The sequence below is a fragment of the Ensifer sp. KUDG1 genome, from assembly GCF_050434285.1.
In the GTDB taxonomy this organism is placed as follows: domain Bacteria; phylum Pseudomonadota; class Alphaproteobacteria; order Rhizobiales; family Rhizobiaceae; genus Ensifer.
The window spans coordinates 44,497-61,668 of the sequence record NZ_JBNDIG010000015.1; the positions used below are offsets into that span (position 1 = coordinate 44,497).

The 17,172-nt window shown below is 61.4% G+C and carries 15 protein-coding genes; 6 read left to right on the plus strand and 9 right to left on the minus strand.

Going from position 1 to position 17,172, the window contains the following annotated elements; genetic code table 11:
• Positions 1–9 precede the first annotated feature (9 nt).
• From M2267_RS28220 to M2267_RS28260, 9 genes are all read right to left on the minus strand, one after another.
• A complete protein-coding gene (locus M2267_RS28220; protein WP_429119200.1) occupies positions 10–1,038 on the minus strand; it encodes a LacI family DNA-binding transcriptional regulator in 1,029 nt (342 codons plus the stop codon).
• Positions 1,038–1,802 carry an SDR family NAD(P)-dependent oxidoreductase gene (locus M2267_RS28225; protein WP_429119201.1) on the minus strand — a complete coding sequence of 255 codons (765 nt, stop codon included), beginning with the start codon at positions 1,800–1,802 and terminating at the stop codon, positions 1,038–1,040. The genes M2267_RS28220 and M2267_RS28225 overlap by 1 nt, the downstream gene beginning before the upstream one ends.
• Positions 1,802–3,112, minus strand: coding sequence for a histidinol dehydrogenase (gene hisD, locus M2267_RS28230; protein WP_429119202.1), 1,311 nt, complete (start codon positions 3,110–3,112; stop codon positions 1,802–1,804). Before hisD ends, M2267_RS28225 begins: the two co-directional genes overlap by 1 nt.
• 56 nt (positions 3,113–3,168) lie before the next feature.
• A complete protein-coding gene (locus tag M2267_RS28235; protein ID WP_429119203.1) occupies positions 3,169–4,233 on the minus strand; it encodes an ABC transporter ATP-binding protein in 1,065 nt (354 codons plus the stop codon).
• A gap of 5 nt (positions 4,234–4,238) precedes the next feature.
• On the minus strand, positions 4,239–5,120 hold the full coding sequence (locus tag M2267_RS28240) for a carbohydrate ABC transporter permease (protein ID WP_060582048.1): 882 nt from the start codon (positions 5,118–5,120) through the stop codon (positions 4,239–4,241).
• Between the two features lie 12 nt (positions 5,121–5,132).
• The gene (locus tag M2267_RS28245) at positions 5,133–6,161 is read right to left on the minus strand and encodes a carbohydrate ABC transporter permease (RefSeq protein WP_429119204.1); all 1,029 of its coding nucleotides are present in this window, start codon (positions 6,159–6,161) and stop codon (positions 5,133–5,135) included.
• Between the two features lie 106 nt (positions 6,162–6,267).
• The gene (locus tag M2267_RS28250; RefSeq protein WP_429119205.1) at positions 6,268–7,512 is read right to left on the minus strand and encodes an ABC transporter substrate-binding protein; all 1,245 of its coding nucleotides are present in this window, start codon (positions 7,510–7,512) and stop codon (positions 6,268–6,270) included.
• Positions 7,513–7,668: 156 nt separating this feature from the next.
• Positions 7,669–8,874, minus strand: a complete 1,206-nt coding sequence (locus M2267_RS28255) for an ester cyclase (protein ID WP_429119206.1) — start codon at positions 8,872–8,874, stop codon at positions 7,669–7,671.
• 361 nt (positions 8,875–9,235) lie between these two features.
• Positions 9,236–10,006: a DeoR/GlpR family DNA-binding transcription regulator gene (locus tag M2267_RS28260; RefSeq protein ID WP_429119207.1), complete on the minus strand. Its 771-nt coding sequence runs from the start codon at positions 10,004–10,006 to the stop codon at positions 9,236–9,238.
• Between the two features lie 261 nt (positions 10,007–10,267).
• Between M2267_RS28260 and M2267_RS28265 the strand changes: the two genes are divergently transcribed.
• The 6 genes from M2267_RS28265 (at position 10,268) to M2267_RS28290 (ending at position 17,071) form a co-directional block, all read left to right on the plus strand.
• On the plus strand, positions 10,268–11,671 hold the full coding sequence (locus M2267_RS28265) for an NAD(P)/FAD-dependent oxidoreductase (protein ID WP_429119208.1): 1,404 nt from the start codon (positions 10,268–10,270) through the stop codon (positions 11,669–11,671).
• Complete coding sequence (locus M2267_RS28270; protein WP_429119210.1) at positions 11,668–12,894, plus strand: NAD(P)/FAD-dependent oxidoreductase; 1,227 nt, start codon at positions 11,668–11,670, stop codon at positions 12,892–12,894. Before M2267_RS28265 ends, M2267_RS28270 begins: the two co-directional genes overlap by 4 nt.
• Positions 12,895–14,289 (plus strand): FGGY family carbohydrate kinase, encoded by a 1,395-nt coding sequence (locus tag M2267_RS28275; protein ID WP_429119212.1) that lies wholly within the window; start codon positions 12,895–12,897, stop codon positions 14,287–14,289.
• 37 nt (positions 14,290–14,326) lie between these two features.
• Positions 14,327–14,686 carry a DUF1937 family protein gene (locus tag M2267_RS28280; RefSeq protein ID WP_429119213.1) on the plus strand — a complete coding sequence of 120 codons (360 nt, stop codon included), beginning with the start codon at positions 14,327–14,329 and terminating at the stop codon, positions 14,684–14,686.
• Positions 14,687–14,719: 33 nt separating this feature from the next.
• Complete coding sequence (locus M2267_RS28285; RefSeq protein ID WP_429119215.1) at positions 14,720–16,246, plus strand: amino acid permease; 1,527 nt, start codon at positions 14,720–14,722, stop codon at positions 16,244–16,246.
• 114 nt (positions 16,247–16,360) lie between these two features.
• Positions 16,361–17,071: an LLM class flavin-dependent oxidoreductase gene (locus tag M2267_RS28290; protein ID WP_429119288.1), complete on the plus strand. Its 711-nt coding sequence runs from the start codon at positions 16,361–16,363 to the stop codon at positions 17,069–17,071.
• Positions 17,072–17,172 lie beyond the last annotated feature (101 nt).

Genomic DNA, 17,172 nt, shown 5'->3' on the forward strand with positions numbered 1-17,172 from the left:
TCGTCGTGGCTAGCGTGTCTCTTCTGTCGGAGCTGCTTTGCGGGTTGATCCCCGCTGAACGAGGGCACCGTCGAGGATAATGCGACGCGCGGCCCCCTCTCCTTGCCTGATACTGTGCATGAGCGTGGCGACCGTCTCGGCGACCATGTCGTCGACGTTCTGGCGAATCGTCGTCAGATTGTAGGAAGGCCAGCGTGCGGGCGGCACGTCGTCGAAACCGACAACCGAGACGTCATCCGGGATGCGCAGGTTGAGTTCGAAGCGCAGCACGTCCATGACCGCAAAAGCCATGTGGTCGTTGCAAACGAAGACGGCGTCGGGGCGATCCGGCTTGCCGAACATGCGCCTAGCGGCATCCTGCGCCTCGTCATACCGAAAGTTGCCGACCTCACGGGCAAACAGCGTCAGGCCTGCGGCCTCCAGCCCATCGCGAAAACCCTGCTCGCGGTCGCGTTGGGTAGATGCACCCTCGAAGCCGGCGATGTAGCCGCACCGCCTGTGACCGAGCGACACGAGCAGTTCGGCGAGTTGGCGTCCCCCGGCGCGGTTGTCGGAAGTAACCGCGGAAAGCCGCATGTCGTCCTGGAGGCGGTTGAAGAGAACGATCGGTACGCCCGAGGCATGGCAGCGTGCTGCAAGTTCCGACGACATGTTTGCCGAAGCAAGCACGATGCCATCCACCTGGTAGTCGAGGATCTCTTGCGTGATCTGGTCGACATTCTCCGACGCGATCGACGAGATGAAGACCAGCACATGGTAACCCTGGTCCTGCAACGACTTCGAAAGACGCTCTACCACTTCCGGATAGAAGTAGTTTTCGAGATAGGCAACGACGAGCCCGATGATGCGACTGCGCCCGGTGATCAGCGAGCGGGCAAGCACGTTCGGCCGGTAACCAAGCTGTTCGGCGGCTTCACGGATCTTCTCCGCCGTCTTCTTGGAGACCGACGTCCCCGGCGTAAAGTAGCGCGAGACCGCCGATTGGCTCACGCCTGCAAGGCGCGCAACATCGTTCGAAGTGATCTTCTCGTTTGCCATCAGTCCGCCGTCCAACCCCCGTCAACCATCAGCGCGGTTCCCGTCACCATCGCCGAGGCATCGCCGGCAAGATAGGCGACGGCGGCCATAATGTCTTCCACGCGACCGATACGACCAAGCTTGATTTTCTCCGTTATCCACTGGACCCGCTCTGGTTGCGAGAACGTCTGCTCGGTCAAAGGCGTACGGATGAAGGTCGGGCAGATCGTGTTGACACGGATGCCTTTTGGTCCCCATTCGATCGCCATCGACTTGGTAAACCCTTCTACCGCATGTTTCGTGGCGCTGTAGACCGCACGGTCGACCCCGCCCACATGGGCCATCTGGGACGAAAGGTTGATGAGCGAGCCGGGCTGCCCCGATTTGATCAGGCCATTGGCGACCGCGCGGGTGAGGAAATAGGCGCCGCGCACGTTGAGGGCAAAGACGGCGTCGAAATCCTCAAGGGTCGTGTCGAGGGCGGGTGCGTGTCGGGCGAGGCCGGCGCTATTGACCAGGATCTGGAACGGTTCCCGGCAAGACAACGCAACCTCTGTCGCAGCAACATCGGCGACATCGAGGACCATCGCCTCGGCAGACAAACCCTCGGCGCAAATCGCGTCCACCGCTTCTGCAAGCTTTTCTGCAGAGCGCGCCGAAAGCACCACATGCGCGCCCGCTTCCGCCAATGCAACGGCACAGCCGAAGCCGATGCCCGAGGAGGCGCCCGCGACCAGTGCGCGCTTGCCGTCAAGGCGGAAGGAGGGCGTGCGCGGAAGGGCCATCACTCGGCCGCCTCGCCATAGGGAACGTTTAGCCCGCCATAGCGCCGCACCCGGACATTGGCCTGCTCTGCATGACCGACGAAACCCTCCAGAAGGCACAGACGCGAGCAATAGGCGCCGATCTCGGCCGCAGCCTTGTCGGTCAACACCTTTTGATAGGAATGGGTCTTCAGAAACTTGCCGACCCAGAGCCCTCCAGTGTAGCGACCTGCCTTCTTCGTCGGGAGCGTATGGTTCGTGCCGATTACCTTGTCGCCATTGGCCACATTGGTGCGCGGGCCAAGGAACAGGGCGCCGTAGGAGTGCATGTTGTCCAGGAACCAGTCGTCGCGGTCGGTCATGACCTGGACATGCTCGGAGGCGATGTCATTGGCGACATCCAGCATTTCCTCATAGGTGTCGCAGACAATGACCTCGCCGTAGTCGCGCCAGGAGGCCGTGGCGGTTTCGGTGGTCGGGATGATCGCCAGCAGACGATCGATCTCGGCGAGCGTTTCATTTGCGAGCCTGTGCGAGTTGGTGACCAGAACGGCCGGCGAATTGTAGCCGTGCTCCGCCTGGCCGATCAGGTCTGTCGCACACATTTCGGCGTCAACCGTCTCATCAGCGATCACCATCGTCTCGGTCGGACCGGCAAACAGATCAATCCCGACGCGACCGTAAAGTTGGCGCTTGGCTTCTGCGACGAAGGCGTTGCCTGGCCCGACCAGCATGTCGACCGGCTTGATCGTTTCGGTGCCGAGCGCCATCGCACCGACGGCCTGCATGCCGCCGAGCACATAGATCTCGTGGGCACCCGCCTTGTGCATGGCGGCGACGATCGCCGGATGCGGCTCACCCTTTTGCGGCGGCGCCGACGCGACGATGCGCGGCACGCCGGCGACAGACGCCGTCAGCACCGACATGTGGGCGGAGGCGACCATCGGAAACTTGCCGCCCGGCACATAGCAGCCGACGGATTGGACCGGGATATTCTTGTGCCCGAGAACGACGCCGGGAATGGTCTCGATCTCTATATCGGTCATCGATGCGCGTTGCGCTTCGGCAAAGCGGCGGATCTGAGTCTGGGCAAAATCGATGTCGGCCATATCGCGTGCCGACACCTTCGATATCGCGGCGTCGATCTCGGACTGGCTAAGCCTGAAGGACGGTGGCGAGAACTTGTCGAACTTCTCCGAAAGCTCGCGCACCGCCGCATCGCCGCGTGTCTCGATATCCTTCAGCGTGGTTTCGACGATCGCCCGGACCTTCGCATCGTCTTCGGATCGCGCCGCCTCGGGCTTGCCGCGCTTGAGATAGGTGACGGTCATGGTGTTCCTTCCCTTAAAGCCTATTGGCAGGCAAAGTCGCCGCCGATCTTGCGTTTTCAGTTGCCCGGTGTCCGGGCGATCCGGCCACCGGTGCCGGCATCGAACAGATGACAGATCGAAGCCGGGATCGATGCGTGAACGACGTTGCCGATTTCAGCGCGGTATTCCTTGCCTGACTTGATGGAGACGAGCTGATCCCCAATCTTGAAGCTCGCCATGGTCGCTTCGCCAAGGAGCTCCATCGAGTAGATTTCAGCGCCGAGCTCACCCCCTTCGGAAATAAGCGTTGCGTCTTCGGCCCGAAACCCGAGGGTTACCGGCCCCTTCACATTGGTTTGCAGGCCGCCGATCGTTATGCCCGGACCGCGAAAGACACCGTTTTCAATGTCGCCGGAAACAAGATTCATGGCAGGCGAACCGATGAAGGAGGCAACGAAAGTGTTGGCCGGATTGTCGTAGATCTCGGTCGGCGTTCCGACCTGCTGAATGACGCCCTTGTTCATGACCACGACGCGATCGGCGAGCGTCATCGCCTCGATCTGATCGTGGGTCACATAGATCGTCGTGACCTTGAGCGTGTGCTGGAGGTTCTTGATCTGGGCGCGGGTCGACACGCGAAGTTTCGCATCGAGGTTGGACAGCGGCTCGTCCATCAGGAAGACGGAGGGCTGGCGCACGATCGCACGGCCGAGCGCGACGCGCTGGCGCTGGCCACCCGACAGCGCTGCGGGTCGGCGATCGAGAAAATCGACGAGTTCTACCATTCGCGCGGCCTGCATGACCTTGTCGTGATGCAGCTCCTTCGGGACCTTTCGCACGCGCAGCGGAAAACGGATGTTTTCGTAGACCGTCATGTTGGGATAAAGGCCGTAGCTCTGAAAGACCATCGAGATATCGCGGTCCTTAGGCTCCAGCCTGTTGACCATGCGGTCGCCGAGCCAAATTTCGCCTTCGCTGATGTCCTCGAGACCTGCGATCATGCGCATGGTCGTCGTCTTGCCGCACCCGGACGGCCCAAGCAGGACGAGAAACTCCTGGTCTGCGATGTCGAGGTTGAAGTTGTCGACTCCGATAAAATTGTGCCAACGCTTCGACACGTTCTTCAGACGGATTTCAGCCATTACGATTATCCCTTGACTGCGCCGGCGGTAAGCCCGCTGACGATCTGGCGTTGGAAGAACATGACCAGCACGAATAGCGGTGCGGTCGCTGAGACGACGGCGGCGACGGCAAACATGACGTTGCCCTCCTGCTGGATGGTGCCGAGGAAGCTCGCGATCTTCGGCACCATGGTCTGGTTTTCCTGGGTCAGCAGCATCGCGGTTACGGCAAAGTCGTTGTAGGCGAGCAAAAACGAAAACAGGCCGGTGGTGATGACGCCTGGCCACATCACCGGGATGACCACCATTCGGAACGCCTGGAACCGCGAGCAGCCGTCGACCATCGCGCTTTCGTCCAGATCCTTGGGGATCGAAAGGAAGAACGAATGCAGCATCCACAAAGTGAAGGGCTGATTGATCGCGACCAGGACAATGATCGCGGTTGGCATGTAGCCCCAGATGTTCAACTGGAAGAACGGCAGCAGGTAGCCCGAAACCAGCGTGATGTGCGGCATGGCGCGGAACACCAGCGCGAGCATGAGCAGCCAGAAGGTGTAGCGGTGACCGGAGCGCGCCAACGCGTAACCGCCGAGCGTGCCGAAGGTCAGCGAGACGACGACCACCGAAACCGTGACGATCATCGTGTTGACGACCGAGGAGAAGAAGTCGCGAAGGACCCAGGCGCCGTAATAGCCATCACCGGTGAAAGCCGATCCGGTCTGCGCGATGGTGCGCGTACCCTCGATGGCAAACCACCAGCTTTCCCGCGAGAAGAAGTCCTGCTCGACCTTGAACGACCCCCAGACAGTCCAGATGAACGGGAAGGCGGCCATGAAGACCCACAACAGGACAAAGCCGGTCGACAGGAGCGTGAGCGCGAGCGGAAGTCTGCGTTTTGTCTCAATCATCGTGGACGCCCCTCATCGACGGTTGAATTCGCGCCAGGTGCGTACCAGCACCGGCGACAGCAGGATGACGACGCCGGCAATGGTCAGCATCGAGGTGGCGGCTGCGGAGCCGAAGAGCTGATCGACCTGGCCGCGCAGGTCGTTGAAGATCGACCAGGAGAGCGAGGTCGCGTTGGCCTCGGCGCTGAACCCGACGATGGGCTCGAAGACGCGGAAATTGTCCATGAGCTGCACCAGCCCGACGAAGGTGGCGAGCGGCATCAGATGCGGGATGACGACGAAACGGATCCTCTCCCAGCGGTTGGCGCCGTCGATCATGGCGGACTCGATGGTGTCATGCGGCACCGTCTGAAGTCCCGCGTAAAAGACGACGAACGAAAACGGCGCATTGTGCCAGATGCCGTAGACCAGAAGCGTGATCCAGGTGAGCACGGCCGATGATTTCAGCGACAGGGTTGGATCGTTGAAGATCGACTGAAGCGTCGCCCCGAGGATCCCTTGCGAAGACGCCATCCAGTAGACGATGAGCGCCCCGACGAGGGGTGTTACGATCATGGGCAGCAGCGAGAAGAAGATGACCGGACCCTTGTAGAATGGGGGGATAGCGTTCACGCCGAGTGCAATGCAGAAGCCGAGCATCATCGCGAGCGGCGTGACCACGAAGGTGTAGGTCAGCGTGAAGGCCAGCGCTCTATAGAATGGCAGGTTGTAGATGCGCGAGACGGCGTCGGTAAAACCTGCATTGTCAGACAGGATCGCACCGACTTCGCTGATAGCGAGGTGATTGCGATCAAGATAGGTCCCCAAGCCATTGAAACGACCGAGCGGCTCATCATGGCGCAACTTGGTCGTCGCCTCCGCATCGACCCGCATTTCCTTGGTGCAGCCACCAAAGGGCACGCAGGTCTCGACCTCCGTCACGACCCGTTCATGCTGGACGTAGAGCGACTGCACCGCGACCGAAATGATCGGCAAGGCGATGAAGAGCAGCATCGCCAACAGCGACGGCATGATGAAGGCAAAGAAAGCCCTGTGGGGCATGCCCCCTCCTCCTTGCTTGAGATTGGATGTTCGTTCGTCTCGCCAAAGGCACAGACATTGAATACCGGTCGATGAGAGCGCCGCACCACCGGCGCTCTCATCGTGCTCAGTTCAGAAAGCCGCCCTCTTTGGCAGCCGCGACGTAAGATGCCTCGACATCTTTCAACGCCTCCTCGGCGCTTTCCCGTCCCTGCATGAATTCCGCCAGCTCCGAACCGAGCGCAGAATGCAACAGACCCATGTAAGGCAGCATCGGATAGGGCTTTGCACCTCCATTGGCCGTATCGAGCACACCGACGGCAACCGGGCCGGGCTGATAGCCCTTGGTCAGCCAGGTCGCGAGATCCGGGTTCTCCTGGCCGACCTGCGGGCGGATGCCGTAGACCATGGCCCGGAAGGACGCCTCGGCGTCCTCGTCGGAAATGTTCTTGGCGATGGTAAAGCCGTCCCACCACAACGCAGCTGCAGGTGTCGTGCCGCCGCCAACGGCGGGTGCAGCGGCAAGAACCGTATTGCCAGCAACCTCTGCAGGCGCCTTTTTCGGGTCAATCGCACTGGCAGCAAGCGAACCCCAGCCGTTGACGATGGCAGCCTTGCCGGCAACGTAGACCTTGATGACCTCGTCGGCATTGTAGGTCATGTAGTCAGGGTTCATATATTCGGTCATCGCCTTCATGGTCTTGAGGGTGGCGAGACCCTTTTCGTTGTTAATGGCCGGCTCGGCCGTACCGGCGGCAAAGAGTTCGCCGCCATAACCGAGATACATGTTGACGAACTCGGCGGCGAGATCCCAGCCGGCCTTGTCGGCGGCGGCCAGCGGATAGGCCATGAGCCCCTTCTCCTTGATGGCCTTGGCCGCGGCCAGAACATCCTCATAGGTCTTCGGCTGTGTGACCCCGGCCTTTTCCAGAATATCCTTGCGGAAGAAGAGATGCTGCGAATTGCCCATGAAGGCGATCGCCATGATCTTTCCGTCGAGCTTGATGAGCTGGGTCGGCTGGAGATCCTGCCCGTATTTGGCGACGAGATCATCCAGCGGCCGCACCAGGCCCTCGTTCAGCAACGGAACGATCGAATTGTTGGCGATAACGGCGACCGTATATTGCGCCGGATTGACCTTGAGTGCCGGTACCTGGAGGTTTTTGTGCTCGGTCGTCTGGTTCTTCGTGACCTTCACTGTCGGCGATGCGCATTTGTCCACTTCGGCGCCGACCACACGCAAGGCTTCGAAGTCGTTGGACAGAAGGCGCACGGAGCCCTTCTCAATGCCGCATTCGGCGAGGGCCGGCGCCGCGACGAAGCTCGCCAGCATGAGCGCAGCGGTGGATGCGTAGAGTGTCGATTTTCTCATGTTCCCACTTTCTTCGTTGGCGGGCCCCGCAAGACAGGGCGCCGCATTTGCTCCCGCGCCGCTTGACTGCGGCGTCATTTTGCAGACAGCATAGGCAATTTGCATACGTATGCAAGTAGCTTTCGCAAACGTATGCAAATTTCTGGAAATAGCCCCTTATCTCAGGACCTGAATGAGGACGCCGAATTCGTTGAACGTCGTCCATTCCTTGGTGACGCGATTGCCCTCGATCAGCCAGTGGGTGATGCCCCAGATGTTGACCTCGCGGCCCGTGGGTTCACCGTAACGACCAAGGCCGCGATGCGTACCGGTCATCGACCAGCGGAAGGCTGCGACAAAGCCCTCCTGGGCGTTGCCCATCCAATAGAGATCATCGACCGAGTAAAGGACATCGGGGAACATCGCGAGCTGCGACAGCATGAAGGAGCGCAACTGCCCGGTTCCCCGGAAAATGCGGCTGCCGGTCTGCTGCGAGACGATGCCGGGATGATAGACCTGATCGAGCGCACCGAGGTTTCGCCGGTTCCACATCGTCTGGAGTGCAGCGCGGACGAATTCCTCCGGATTGTCGCGAATTTCCGTCGGGATCGCCACCTTCTCCGGCTTGCCCTGGCCAACGGTGCGCTTCGGCTCGCCGCCGAGGAAATCGCGCGGAAGGCCGGCACTCACGCCGGCCGAGGCAGCGCGTCTGGCGGTCTCGACCACATCGAAGCCAAGCTGCTTGACGACTTCTGCGGTGTCGTAGACGACATGTTCGTAGAAGATCTCGTTATCGCGCGCGACGCAATTGGCCATGCAAAGAAACTGCACCCGGCGCCCGGTCGGCGCACCGTAGCGGCTGAAACCGGTATTGGTGCCGATGATCTGCGAACGATGCGACGTGTGAAAACCGATCGCGTCGTCGCCCGCCCAGACCACGTCCTCCGCGACGATACGGATGTCAGGAAAGGCGTTGTTCAGCGAGGTTGTGTCGGCGACAATCTTGTCACGACCGACCTGCAGCGCAAGGTCATCCCAGACCAGGCAGTCATGGCTATAGGTGTCGTAGATATAGCCGATATCCTTCTCTTCCCAGATCTGGTGCGTAATGCGGATGATGTAGTCGATGATGTTGACATATTGCGGCTCGAAGCCCGTCAATCGCTGCTTGACTAAGTGATCGGGGGAACGGCCGATAAAGGCATCCGTCCCACCGCGACGATAGGCGTCGAGCGAGATCGAATAGTCTCGCGGCATATGCTCGGCCGACAGCGGACGGAAGCGCGACCGGCCCTGCTTCATCTCCGCTTTCCCCTTGGCCGCCGGTGCCTCCTCGTTGGCAGCAACCTGTTTTCCGACAACCTTTGCGGATTGCTCGTTCATCGCCTTCTCCTCACTTTGCATTCGTATGCACAAATAAGCACGACATGATCGATCGGTCAACACGAAATGACTGTTCGGTCAAATTTCTCCTGCTTCCACATTCACCGCGAAGACCAACACCGGTAGCAAAGACCAGCTCAAGCTTTCGCATCCACCAAGTACACGCGAAGGAGGCAGGTGGCTTTACGCCAGCCAAGAAAGCCGCCTGCATCTGCCCCAAAGAGCCCTTGGATGCACAGAGACAAACCTACCACAGCAGGGTGCGGAAGCCGCATATTGTCGCGAAGCCATAGCTAAGCAGTGGATTGTGGCGGCGAAGGCCGCCAGGATAGGAGCGCTGCGCCCCACGGGGACGGCGCGCCTAGGCGATGACGATTTCGGTACCGGCGGCTTTTAGCGCCTCTTCGATGGCCGCCGGGGGAACCGCATCCGTGACAAGCCTGTCGATCTTGCTCAACGGCGCCACCTCGAAAATCCCGCGCTTGTCGAACTTCGAAGAGTCCGCCAAAACCGTGACGGACTCGACCCGCTCGATCATCGCCTGCGCCACCTCGGTTACCTGCGCGTCGAAATCCATGACCGCATTCGCGTCAATCGCGCCGACGGTGAGAAAGGCATGGCGGGCACGAAACTTGCGGATCTGCTCGACTGCAAACTGGCCAAGGGATTCGCCGGCATCGGCGCCGTAGGAGCCTCCGATCAGGAAGATCTTGTGATCGGGGTTCGCCGACAGCGTGGCAGCGATACGCCAGGAGTTGGTCACGACGACGAGGGCCGGAAGATCCACCAGAGCCTCGGCAAGGATCAGGGTCGTCGTTCCAGTGTCGATGAAGACCGCATCGCCCGGCGCAAGCAGGCTCGCCGCTGCATGGGCGATTTTGCGCTTCACCGGCAGATTTTCCGCCATACGCAACGCAAACGGCCCCTCCACCGCCGGCTCGACGGAGGTGTTGGAGCGCACCCTCGCCCCGCCATGAAACTTCTTCAGCCGCCCCATCGCATCGAGGTTTGCAAGGTCGCGCCGGATCGTTTCGCGAGAGGCCCCAAGCGTCTGTGCGAGGTCGTCGACGCTGACCTCGCCCGCCTTATGGACGAGTTTCACAATTTTTTCGTGGCGATCCGCGGGCCTCACGACGCCTCCTTACACTGACGATTTCGCGCAGAAATCCAGTCGATTTCCAGATATTCTTCCGTTGTAACGCGACATTCGGTCAAGTCAATGACTGATATTTGCCCGTTCAGTCATATTGGTGCACGCCTTGATCGACGGTCGGCGCTGAAACGATGGCTGTATAATCCGGTTGGCTGCTGACCTGCCGAGCCGACACGCTTTACATTCGGGCATTTACTTTATACCGTTCAGTCAATGATTGACCGAACGGGAGAATGCATCTTGCCCACCCAGCCGCCGAACGATCGCGCTTTCGACGTCGCCGTCATCGGGGCAGGCGTCGTCGGCTGCGCAGTTGCCCGTCGGTTTGCGCTTGCAGGGGCAAGGGTCGTGCTACTGGAAAAGGGTCACGACATCCTGTCGGGAGCGTCCAAGGCCAACAGCGCCATTCTGCACACCGGCTTCGACGCACCTCCCGGCAGCCTGGAGTTGGAACTGGTTCGCGCCGGCCGGCAGGAGTATCTCGAAATCAAGGACAGCCTGAACCTGCCGCTGGTGACGACGGGCGCCTTTGTCTGCGCCTGGAACACGCTCGAGGCTGACAAGCTGGAGGCAATCGCCAGACAGGCACGCGACAACGGCACGACCGATATCAAGCTGATGACCGGAGTGAAGGCGCGCGGCGTGATGCCGTCGCTGTCGGAAAGCCTCGCAGCCGCGCTGGAGGTTCCTGGCGAACATGTCATTGATCCGTGGTCGGCCCCGCTTGCCTATCTTACCCAGGCAGTCGCGCTCGGAGCGACCTTCCTGCGCGGTTGCGAACTGATGACAGGCAGCTTCGATGGCACCTGGCGACTGGAGACATCTGCGGGCCAAATCATTGCCGACACGGTGATAAATACGGCCGGACTTTATGGTGATGTCGTCGACGACCGTCTCGGACTCGGCTCCGAATTTCGCATCAAGCCGCGCAAGGGGCAGTTCGTCGTCCTCGACAAGGCGGCCTACCGTCATGTTCCCCGCATCATCCTGCCCGTGCCGACGGAGATCACCAAGGGCATCGTCGTCTGCCCGACCGCGTTCGGCAATGTGCTTGTCGGCCCGACGGCGGAAGAACAGGAAGACAGGGTGCGTGCCACTGTCGAGACCGAGACGCTCGAAGCTCTCGTCAATCGGGCAGCGGAGATCGTTCCCGCCCTTGCCGGCATTCCGGTTACCGCTGTCTATGCGGGGCTTCGTCCTGCAAGCGAAGAAAAGGCCTACCGCGTTTTCGTTCGACCCGACCGACGCGCGATCACGCTTGGCGGCATCCGCTCCACCGGCCTGAGCTCGGCACTTGGCCTTGCACGGCACGCATTGAAGCTTCACGCCGACTTTGCCACGGGTTACCCGCCACCGGAAACTGTACCGACGATCGCGATGCCAAATCTCGCCGAATGCCGCGAACGCGACTGGCAACGCGCCGATCACGGCGAAATCGTCTGTCACTGCGAACTCGTCACGCGCCGCGAAGTCGAGGCAACGTTCGAAAGCGCCGTACCGCCCGGCGATTTTGGCGGCCTTCGCCGTCGTACCCGCGCCGGCATGGGCCGCTGTCAGGGATTTTACTGCAATGCGCGTCTGGCGGAGATGACGAAGGGCCGACTTTCCTCGCCGCTGGCGGTCGGTCCGGAGGCGGATCGATGAGTGTTTTCGACACCGATGTTCTCGTCATTGGCGGGGGGCCGTCCGGCGTGGCAGCAGCCATCGAGCTGCGCAGGCGAGGCGCGAAACGCGTCATGCTGCTCGACCGCGAGCCGGCTCTCGGCGGCGCCACTCGCCACTGCAGCCATTCCCCCTTCGGGATGCTGGAATTCGGAAGGGTTTATTTCGGCGCCGCGTACGGGCGCAAACTCACGTTGGAGGCCGAAAAGGCTGGTATCGACATCCGGATCGGTCACTCCGTGGTGGAGCTGGCAGACAACGGCTCCGTCCTTGTCGCATCCGCCCATGGTGCTGAACGTATTGCTGCCCAGCGCGTGATCGTCACCACCGGCGCGCGAGAAAAACCACGTTCAGCCCGGCTGATCTCGGGTGACCGCCCGCTCGGCGTCGTCACCACGGGCACGCTCCAATCCTATCTCGCCTTTCATGGTCTGCTGCCGTTCCGGCGACCGTTGATCGTTGGTTCCGAACTTGTCTCTCTCTCCGCAGTGCTGACCTGCCTGACCCATGGCGCAAGGCCGGTTGCGATGATCGAGCCTCGTACCCATGCGCTCGCCCGTGCGCCACTTACCTGGTTCCCGACGATGATGGGCATCCCCTTTCATCGCGGCACCGACCTCGTCGATATCGTCGGGCGTGACCGCGTCGAGGCCGTGAAGATCCGCCGCGGCGGAGCGGTCGAGACGATTGCTTGTGACGGCGTGCTCCTAACCGGCCAGTTCACACCAGAGTCGGCCCTATTTCTGCAATCGTCGATGGGTGTCGACCGGGCCAGTGCCGGTCCGGCCGTGGATCAGCATGGACGCTCTCACAATCCACTCTACTTCGCCGCCGGCAACGTCTTGCGCGCGGTCGAAACCGGCGGCTGGGCCTATCGCGAGGGTCGCTCCATCGGCAGGGCCGTCGCGGACGATCTGCAACGCGAGCCCGACGCCGGCGCGCCGGTTCCCGTCAGCTTCGATGCGCCGATCAAACTTGTCGTACCGAACATTCTGCGCCGGACGTCGAGCATTTCGACGGCCTTTCGAGAATTTCAGTTGCGCGTCTTGAGGCGCGTTCGCGGCCGGCTCTCTCTGGAGATCGATGGCCAGCAAATCTGGCAGGCGAGCGGAACCTGGTCGCCCGAACGACGGATACTTGTGCCTATTCCGCCGAAGGCGCCCGATGCCCGGCAAGTTCATTTTCGTTTCAGGGAGGAAGAATAGATGCGGGTCGCCGCCATAGATCAGGGAACGACGTCCACCCGTTGTCTCGTCATCGAGGACGGAGGCGGATGGGAGGTGGCCGGGACCCGCCGCCACGCACAGCATCATCCCGCCCCCGGCTGGGTCGAGCACGATCCCGAAGAGTTGCTGCGCAACATCCAGTCCGTGCTGGCGAGCGCGGGCGTCGTTGATGCCATCGGGATTTCGAACCAGGGCGAAAGCTGCCTGGCCTGGGATGGCGAGACCGGCAAGCCACTTTCGCCTGTCATCGTTTGGCAGGATGCGCGCACGGCCACCGACCTTTCCGCATTGCCGCCTGCAGCCGAGGCGCGATCAAAGGCGGTTTGCGGCTTGCCGCTCGATCCCTATTTTTCCGCAAGCAAGCTCGCCTGGCTCGTCAAGCACGTTCCGGCCGTCAACGCTGCACTTGAAGCCGGCCGCCTGCGGCTTGGCACGACGGATGCCTTCTTCCTCGATCGTCTGTGCGGCACCTTCCGCACCGACCTTGCGACCGCTTCGCGCACCGGCTTGCTCGATCTTTCCACGGGTACTTGGAGCGAGGAGATGTGTTCGTTGCACAGTGTCCCGCGCCAGTGCTTGCCGGAGATCGAGCCCGTCGATGCCGGCTTCGGGACGATCGACGGTACGCCCGTCAAGGTGTCGATCGTCGACCAGCAAGCGGCCCTATTCGGCCACAACTGCCGCGAGCCCGGCGACTGCAAAATCACCTTCGGAACCGGAGCCTTCCTGCTGGCGATTGCCGGCACCGGGCGGCCACCAGAATCCGATCTGCTGCCGACCATCGCCTGGCAGCGCCAGGGCGAAACGCCGACATTCGCGCTCGAAGGCGGCGTCTATGACGCCGGTTCGGCGCTCGAATGGGCACGAAACATCGGCCTGTTCTCGGCCATGGAGGAGCTCGGCAGTTTCGAAGGACCTTCGGCGCTTGCGCGCGGGATCGTCTTCGTGCCCGCGCTTTCCGGCCTTGCGGCGCCCTACTGGGACAGACAAGCCGCACCGCTATTCATCGGCATGGATCATGCCACCGATCGGCGCGATCTCGTGCGTGCGGTGCTGGAAGGCATCGCCATGCTGACGGTCGGACTCATCGAGGCGGCGGCAAAAGTAGGCGAGCTCGGATCAAGCATCTCGATCGACGGCGGCCTTTCCCAAAGTGCCTACTTCGCGCAGTTTCTTGCCTCGGCTAGCAAGCGTTCAATCACTGTCGCCCCCATGCACGAACTGACGGCGCTCGGGCTTGCGGAGCTTTGCGGGGTCGATGTCAACGGCGCACGCAGTCGGGCGATCACCTTCCATCCGGATGATACGGTCGACGCCGATGATCATCTGCGCTTTGCCCGAGCAATCGAACGGGCCCGGGCCTGGCGGCAGTAAACACAGCCGCCCCACCACACAGCACACGGAGTTTTACATGCGAAAGATCTTTCTCGCTTGCCCCTACGGGCATGCGGACAAAGCCGTCGTGGAACAACGCTTCGACATCTCGAACGAGGTGGCCGCTCGCATCGTTCGTAACGGCGCCGTCGTCTTCAGCCAGGTGTCGATGTCCCATCCGATCAACGGACATCTTGCCCATCTCGACAAGGCCGCGATTGGCACGCTCTGGGCGCCCGTCGACGCCGTGTTCATGGACGCGATGGAGGAATTGATCGTCATCGACGAGCCCGGCTGGAAGGAAAGCGCCGGTGTCTCGCGCGAGATCGAATTCTTCCGGCAGCGAGATCGCCGCGTCAGCCTCTGGAGCGACGCGAAGAGCGAATTTCCGGCGTGACCTGAAATCTAAATTCGAAACAGGAGGGGAATCATGAGCAGCAATACCCAGGCGCGGCCCGCATCAGGGCCATCGTCCAATCATCAGAGCCAGCACGACCGGTTGAAGCGCGACGTCACGGCCTTCCAGTCCTTTGCCGTCGCATTCGGTTTCGTGTCGATCGCGACCGGCATCTTCACCGCCTATGGCGCGATGCTGTCGACGTCCGGGCCGATGGGCATCTGGACCTGGCCCGTCGTCGTCGTCGGCCAGTTGATGGTCGCCTTCATTCTCGGTTCGCTCGCAGCCCGCATTCCCGTGACTGGCTACGTCTACCAATGGGCTTCGCGTATCACCAACCCGGTGTTCGGCTGGATCATGGGCTGGATCAGCTTCACCTTCCTCGCCGTCGTCCTTTGCGCGGTGGATTACACCATTGCCTCGACCGTGCTGCCGGTACTGTTCGGCTATGAGGGTACGCCCACCAATGCCTGGTGGATTACCAGCCTCGTCATCATCGCCCAGGCCGTCATGATTGCGTTTTCGACCAAGTTCACCCAGCGCTTCAATGCGATCGCGGTCACCATCCAGCTCGTCGGCATGATCGGGCTCGTCGTTCTGCTCTTCACTGTCGGCTACATCAACAACGCACTCGATTTCGCCAATCTCTTCAGTACGGGCAGCGTCACCGGCGACGACTACTATGCCTTCGGCGAACTGACGAAGGCCGGCCCATGGATCATGGGAACGCTCCTCGGAGCATTCACGATCGTCGGCTTTGAGTCCGCCGCCAACCTTGCCGAGGAAACACACGAGCCCGCGCGGGTGGTGCCGCGGGCCATGTGGCAGGCGGTGCTGAGCCTTGGCGTCATCGGCATGCTGTTCCTGATTGCTGTCACCGCCCTCCTCGGTGATCCCGCCACCGTTGCAGCGTCCGCAACGCCCATCGCCGACGTCATTTCGCGCATCCTCGGCCCCATCGTCGGCAATTTCCTGCTGGTGCTGGTCGTCATATCGATCTTCTCGTGCGGTCTTGTCATCCTGTTAAGCGGTACGCGGCTTGTCTGGGCCATGTCGCGTGACGAGCGTTTCCCCGGCTGGCAACTGTGGCACAAGATCAGCCCGACGCTTCACACGCCGGTCAACGCCACGATCTTCGTTGCTGCGATCGGTCAGGTCATTCTTGCCCTGTTTTCGCAGCAGACGGGCGCACTGTTTTCCCTCTTCTCGGCCGCCACGCTGCTTCCCGCGATCATCTATGCGGTGACGGTGCTGATGTACGCCGCAAAGCGCCATCAGCTGCCACCGAGCCAGGGTTTCTCGCTCGGTATCTGGGAGGTGCCAGTGCTGGTTCTTGCGATCGCCTGGCTTGCCTTCGAACTCGCAATTTTCCGCGACGCGTCCTTCGCAAGGCCCTGGTCCTATGTCGCCATCATGTTTGCAATCGGTGCGGTCTATCTCGGCTATCTCCTGGTCTCCCGCGGCGGCGCGAGAGGTTTGAAAATGCCGGAGCTAATTGCGATCGACACTATTCTCGATGCAGATAGAGGCGCAGAACTGGCACCCACGCCTGCTGAATAGGCCACATAGCGATGTTTCAGATCGATAAACACGCTTCATCGCATCTCACGTGCCCGGCCGCGCCAGCGACCGGGCAATGTACCAGCGCACGTGGTTCAACGGGCGGGAGAGGCGTTGTGCCGGTCAGCAAGCCAAAAAAGCAAAATCGATCGGCCGCAGGGCCATCCGGTCATTGCACAGGCGGGGGCTTCCGACGGCGGTATAGAACTCGCCGCCCGCCATGGCGAGATCATCTACTGCAACATTCTCTCCCGCCCGGCCGGCCAGGCCTTCGGCAAGAAGGTCAGGGATCGCGCTGCGAAAGGCATCAAGATCGTGCCCGGGCTGGTGGTGATCCTCGGCGAGACTAAAGAGGAGGCGCTCAGAAAACACGAACTCTTCAGCGGCACCGGCTCGGAGGACGGCCTCATCGCACGCTTCGTCAAGGAGAACGGCATCGATCCCGCCGGTTTCGATCCGGATGCCATTCTGGATGCCGAGCGTTTCGTTCCCGATCCCAACCGTATTCAGGCGGTCGGCATGGGCCTTGGTCTCTCCGATCTGCTGACACATGAGACGTTGACGGCCAGGCAGGCTGTGCGCCGCTCGGAAGGGCACCACCGCCTGCTGCTCGGGACGCCAGAACAGGTCACCGATGCGCTTATCGACCTTTGGGCGGACGGCACCGTCGACGGCTACACGCTTCAGCCGCCCCGGGCTCCTGACGATATCGAAGAGTTCGTGAAGAAGGTCGTGCCCATTTTACAGGACCGCGGTGTCTATCGCACCCGCTATGAAGAGCGAACCGTCAGGGAACGCTACGGTCTACCTTTTCCGGTTGCTTAAAGAGCTAAAAAAGGCGAATCCCGGCGACGGCCTCAAGACGAGAGCGGACGTTTTGCACACCGAGGATGAAGAACAGCTTGGCCGCCTTGAAGAGATTCGAA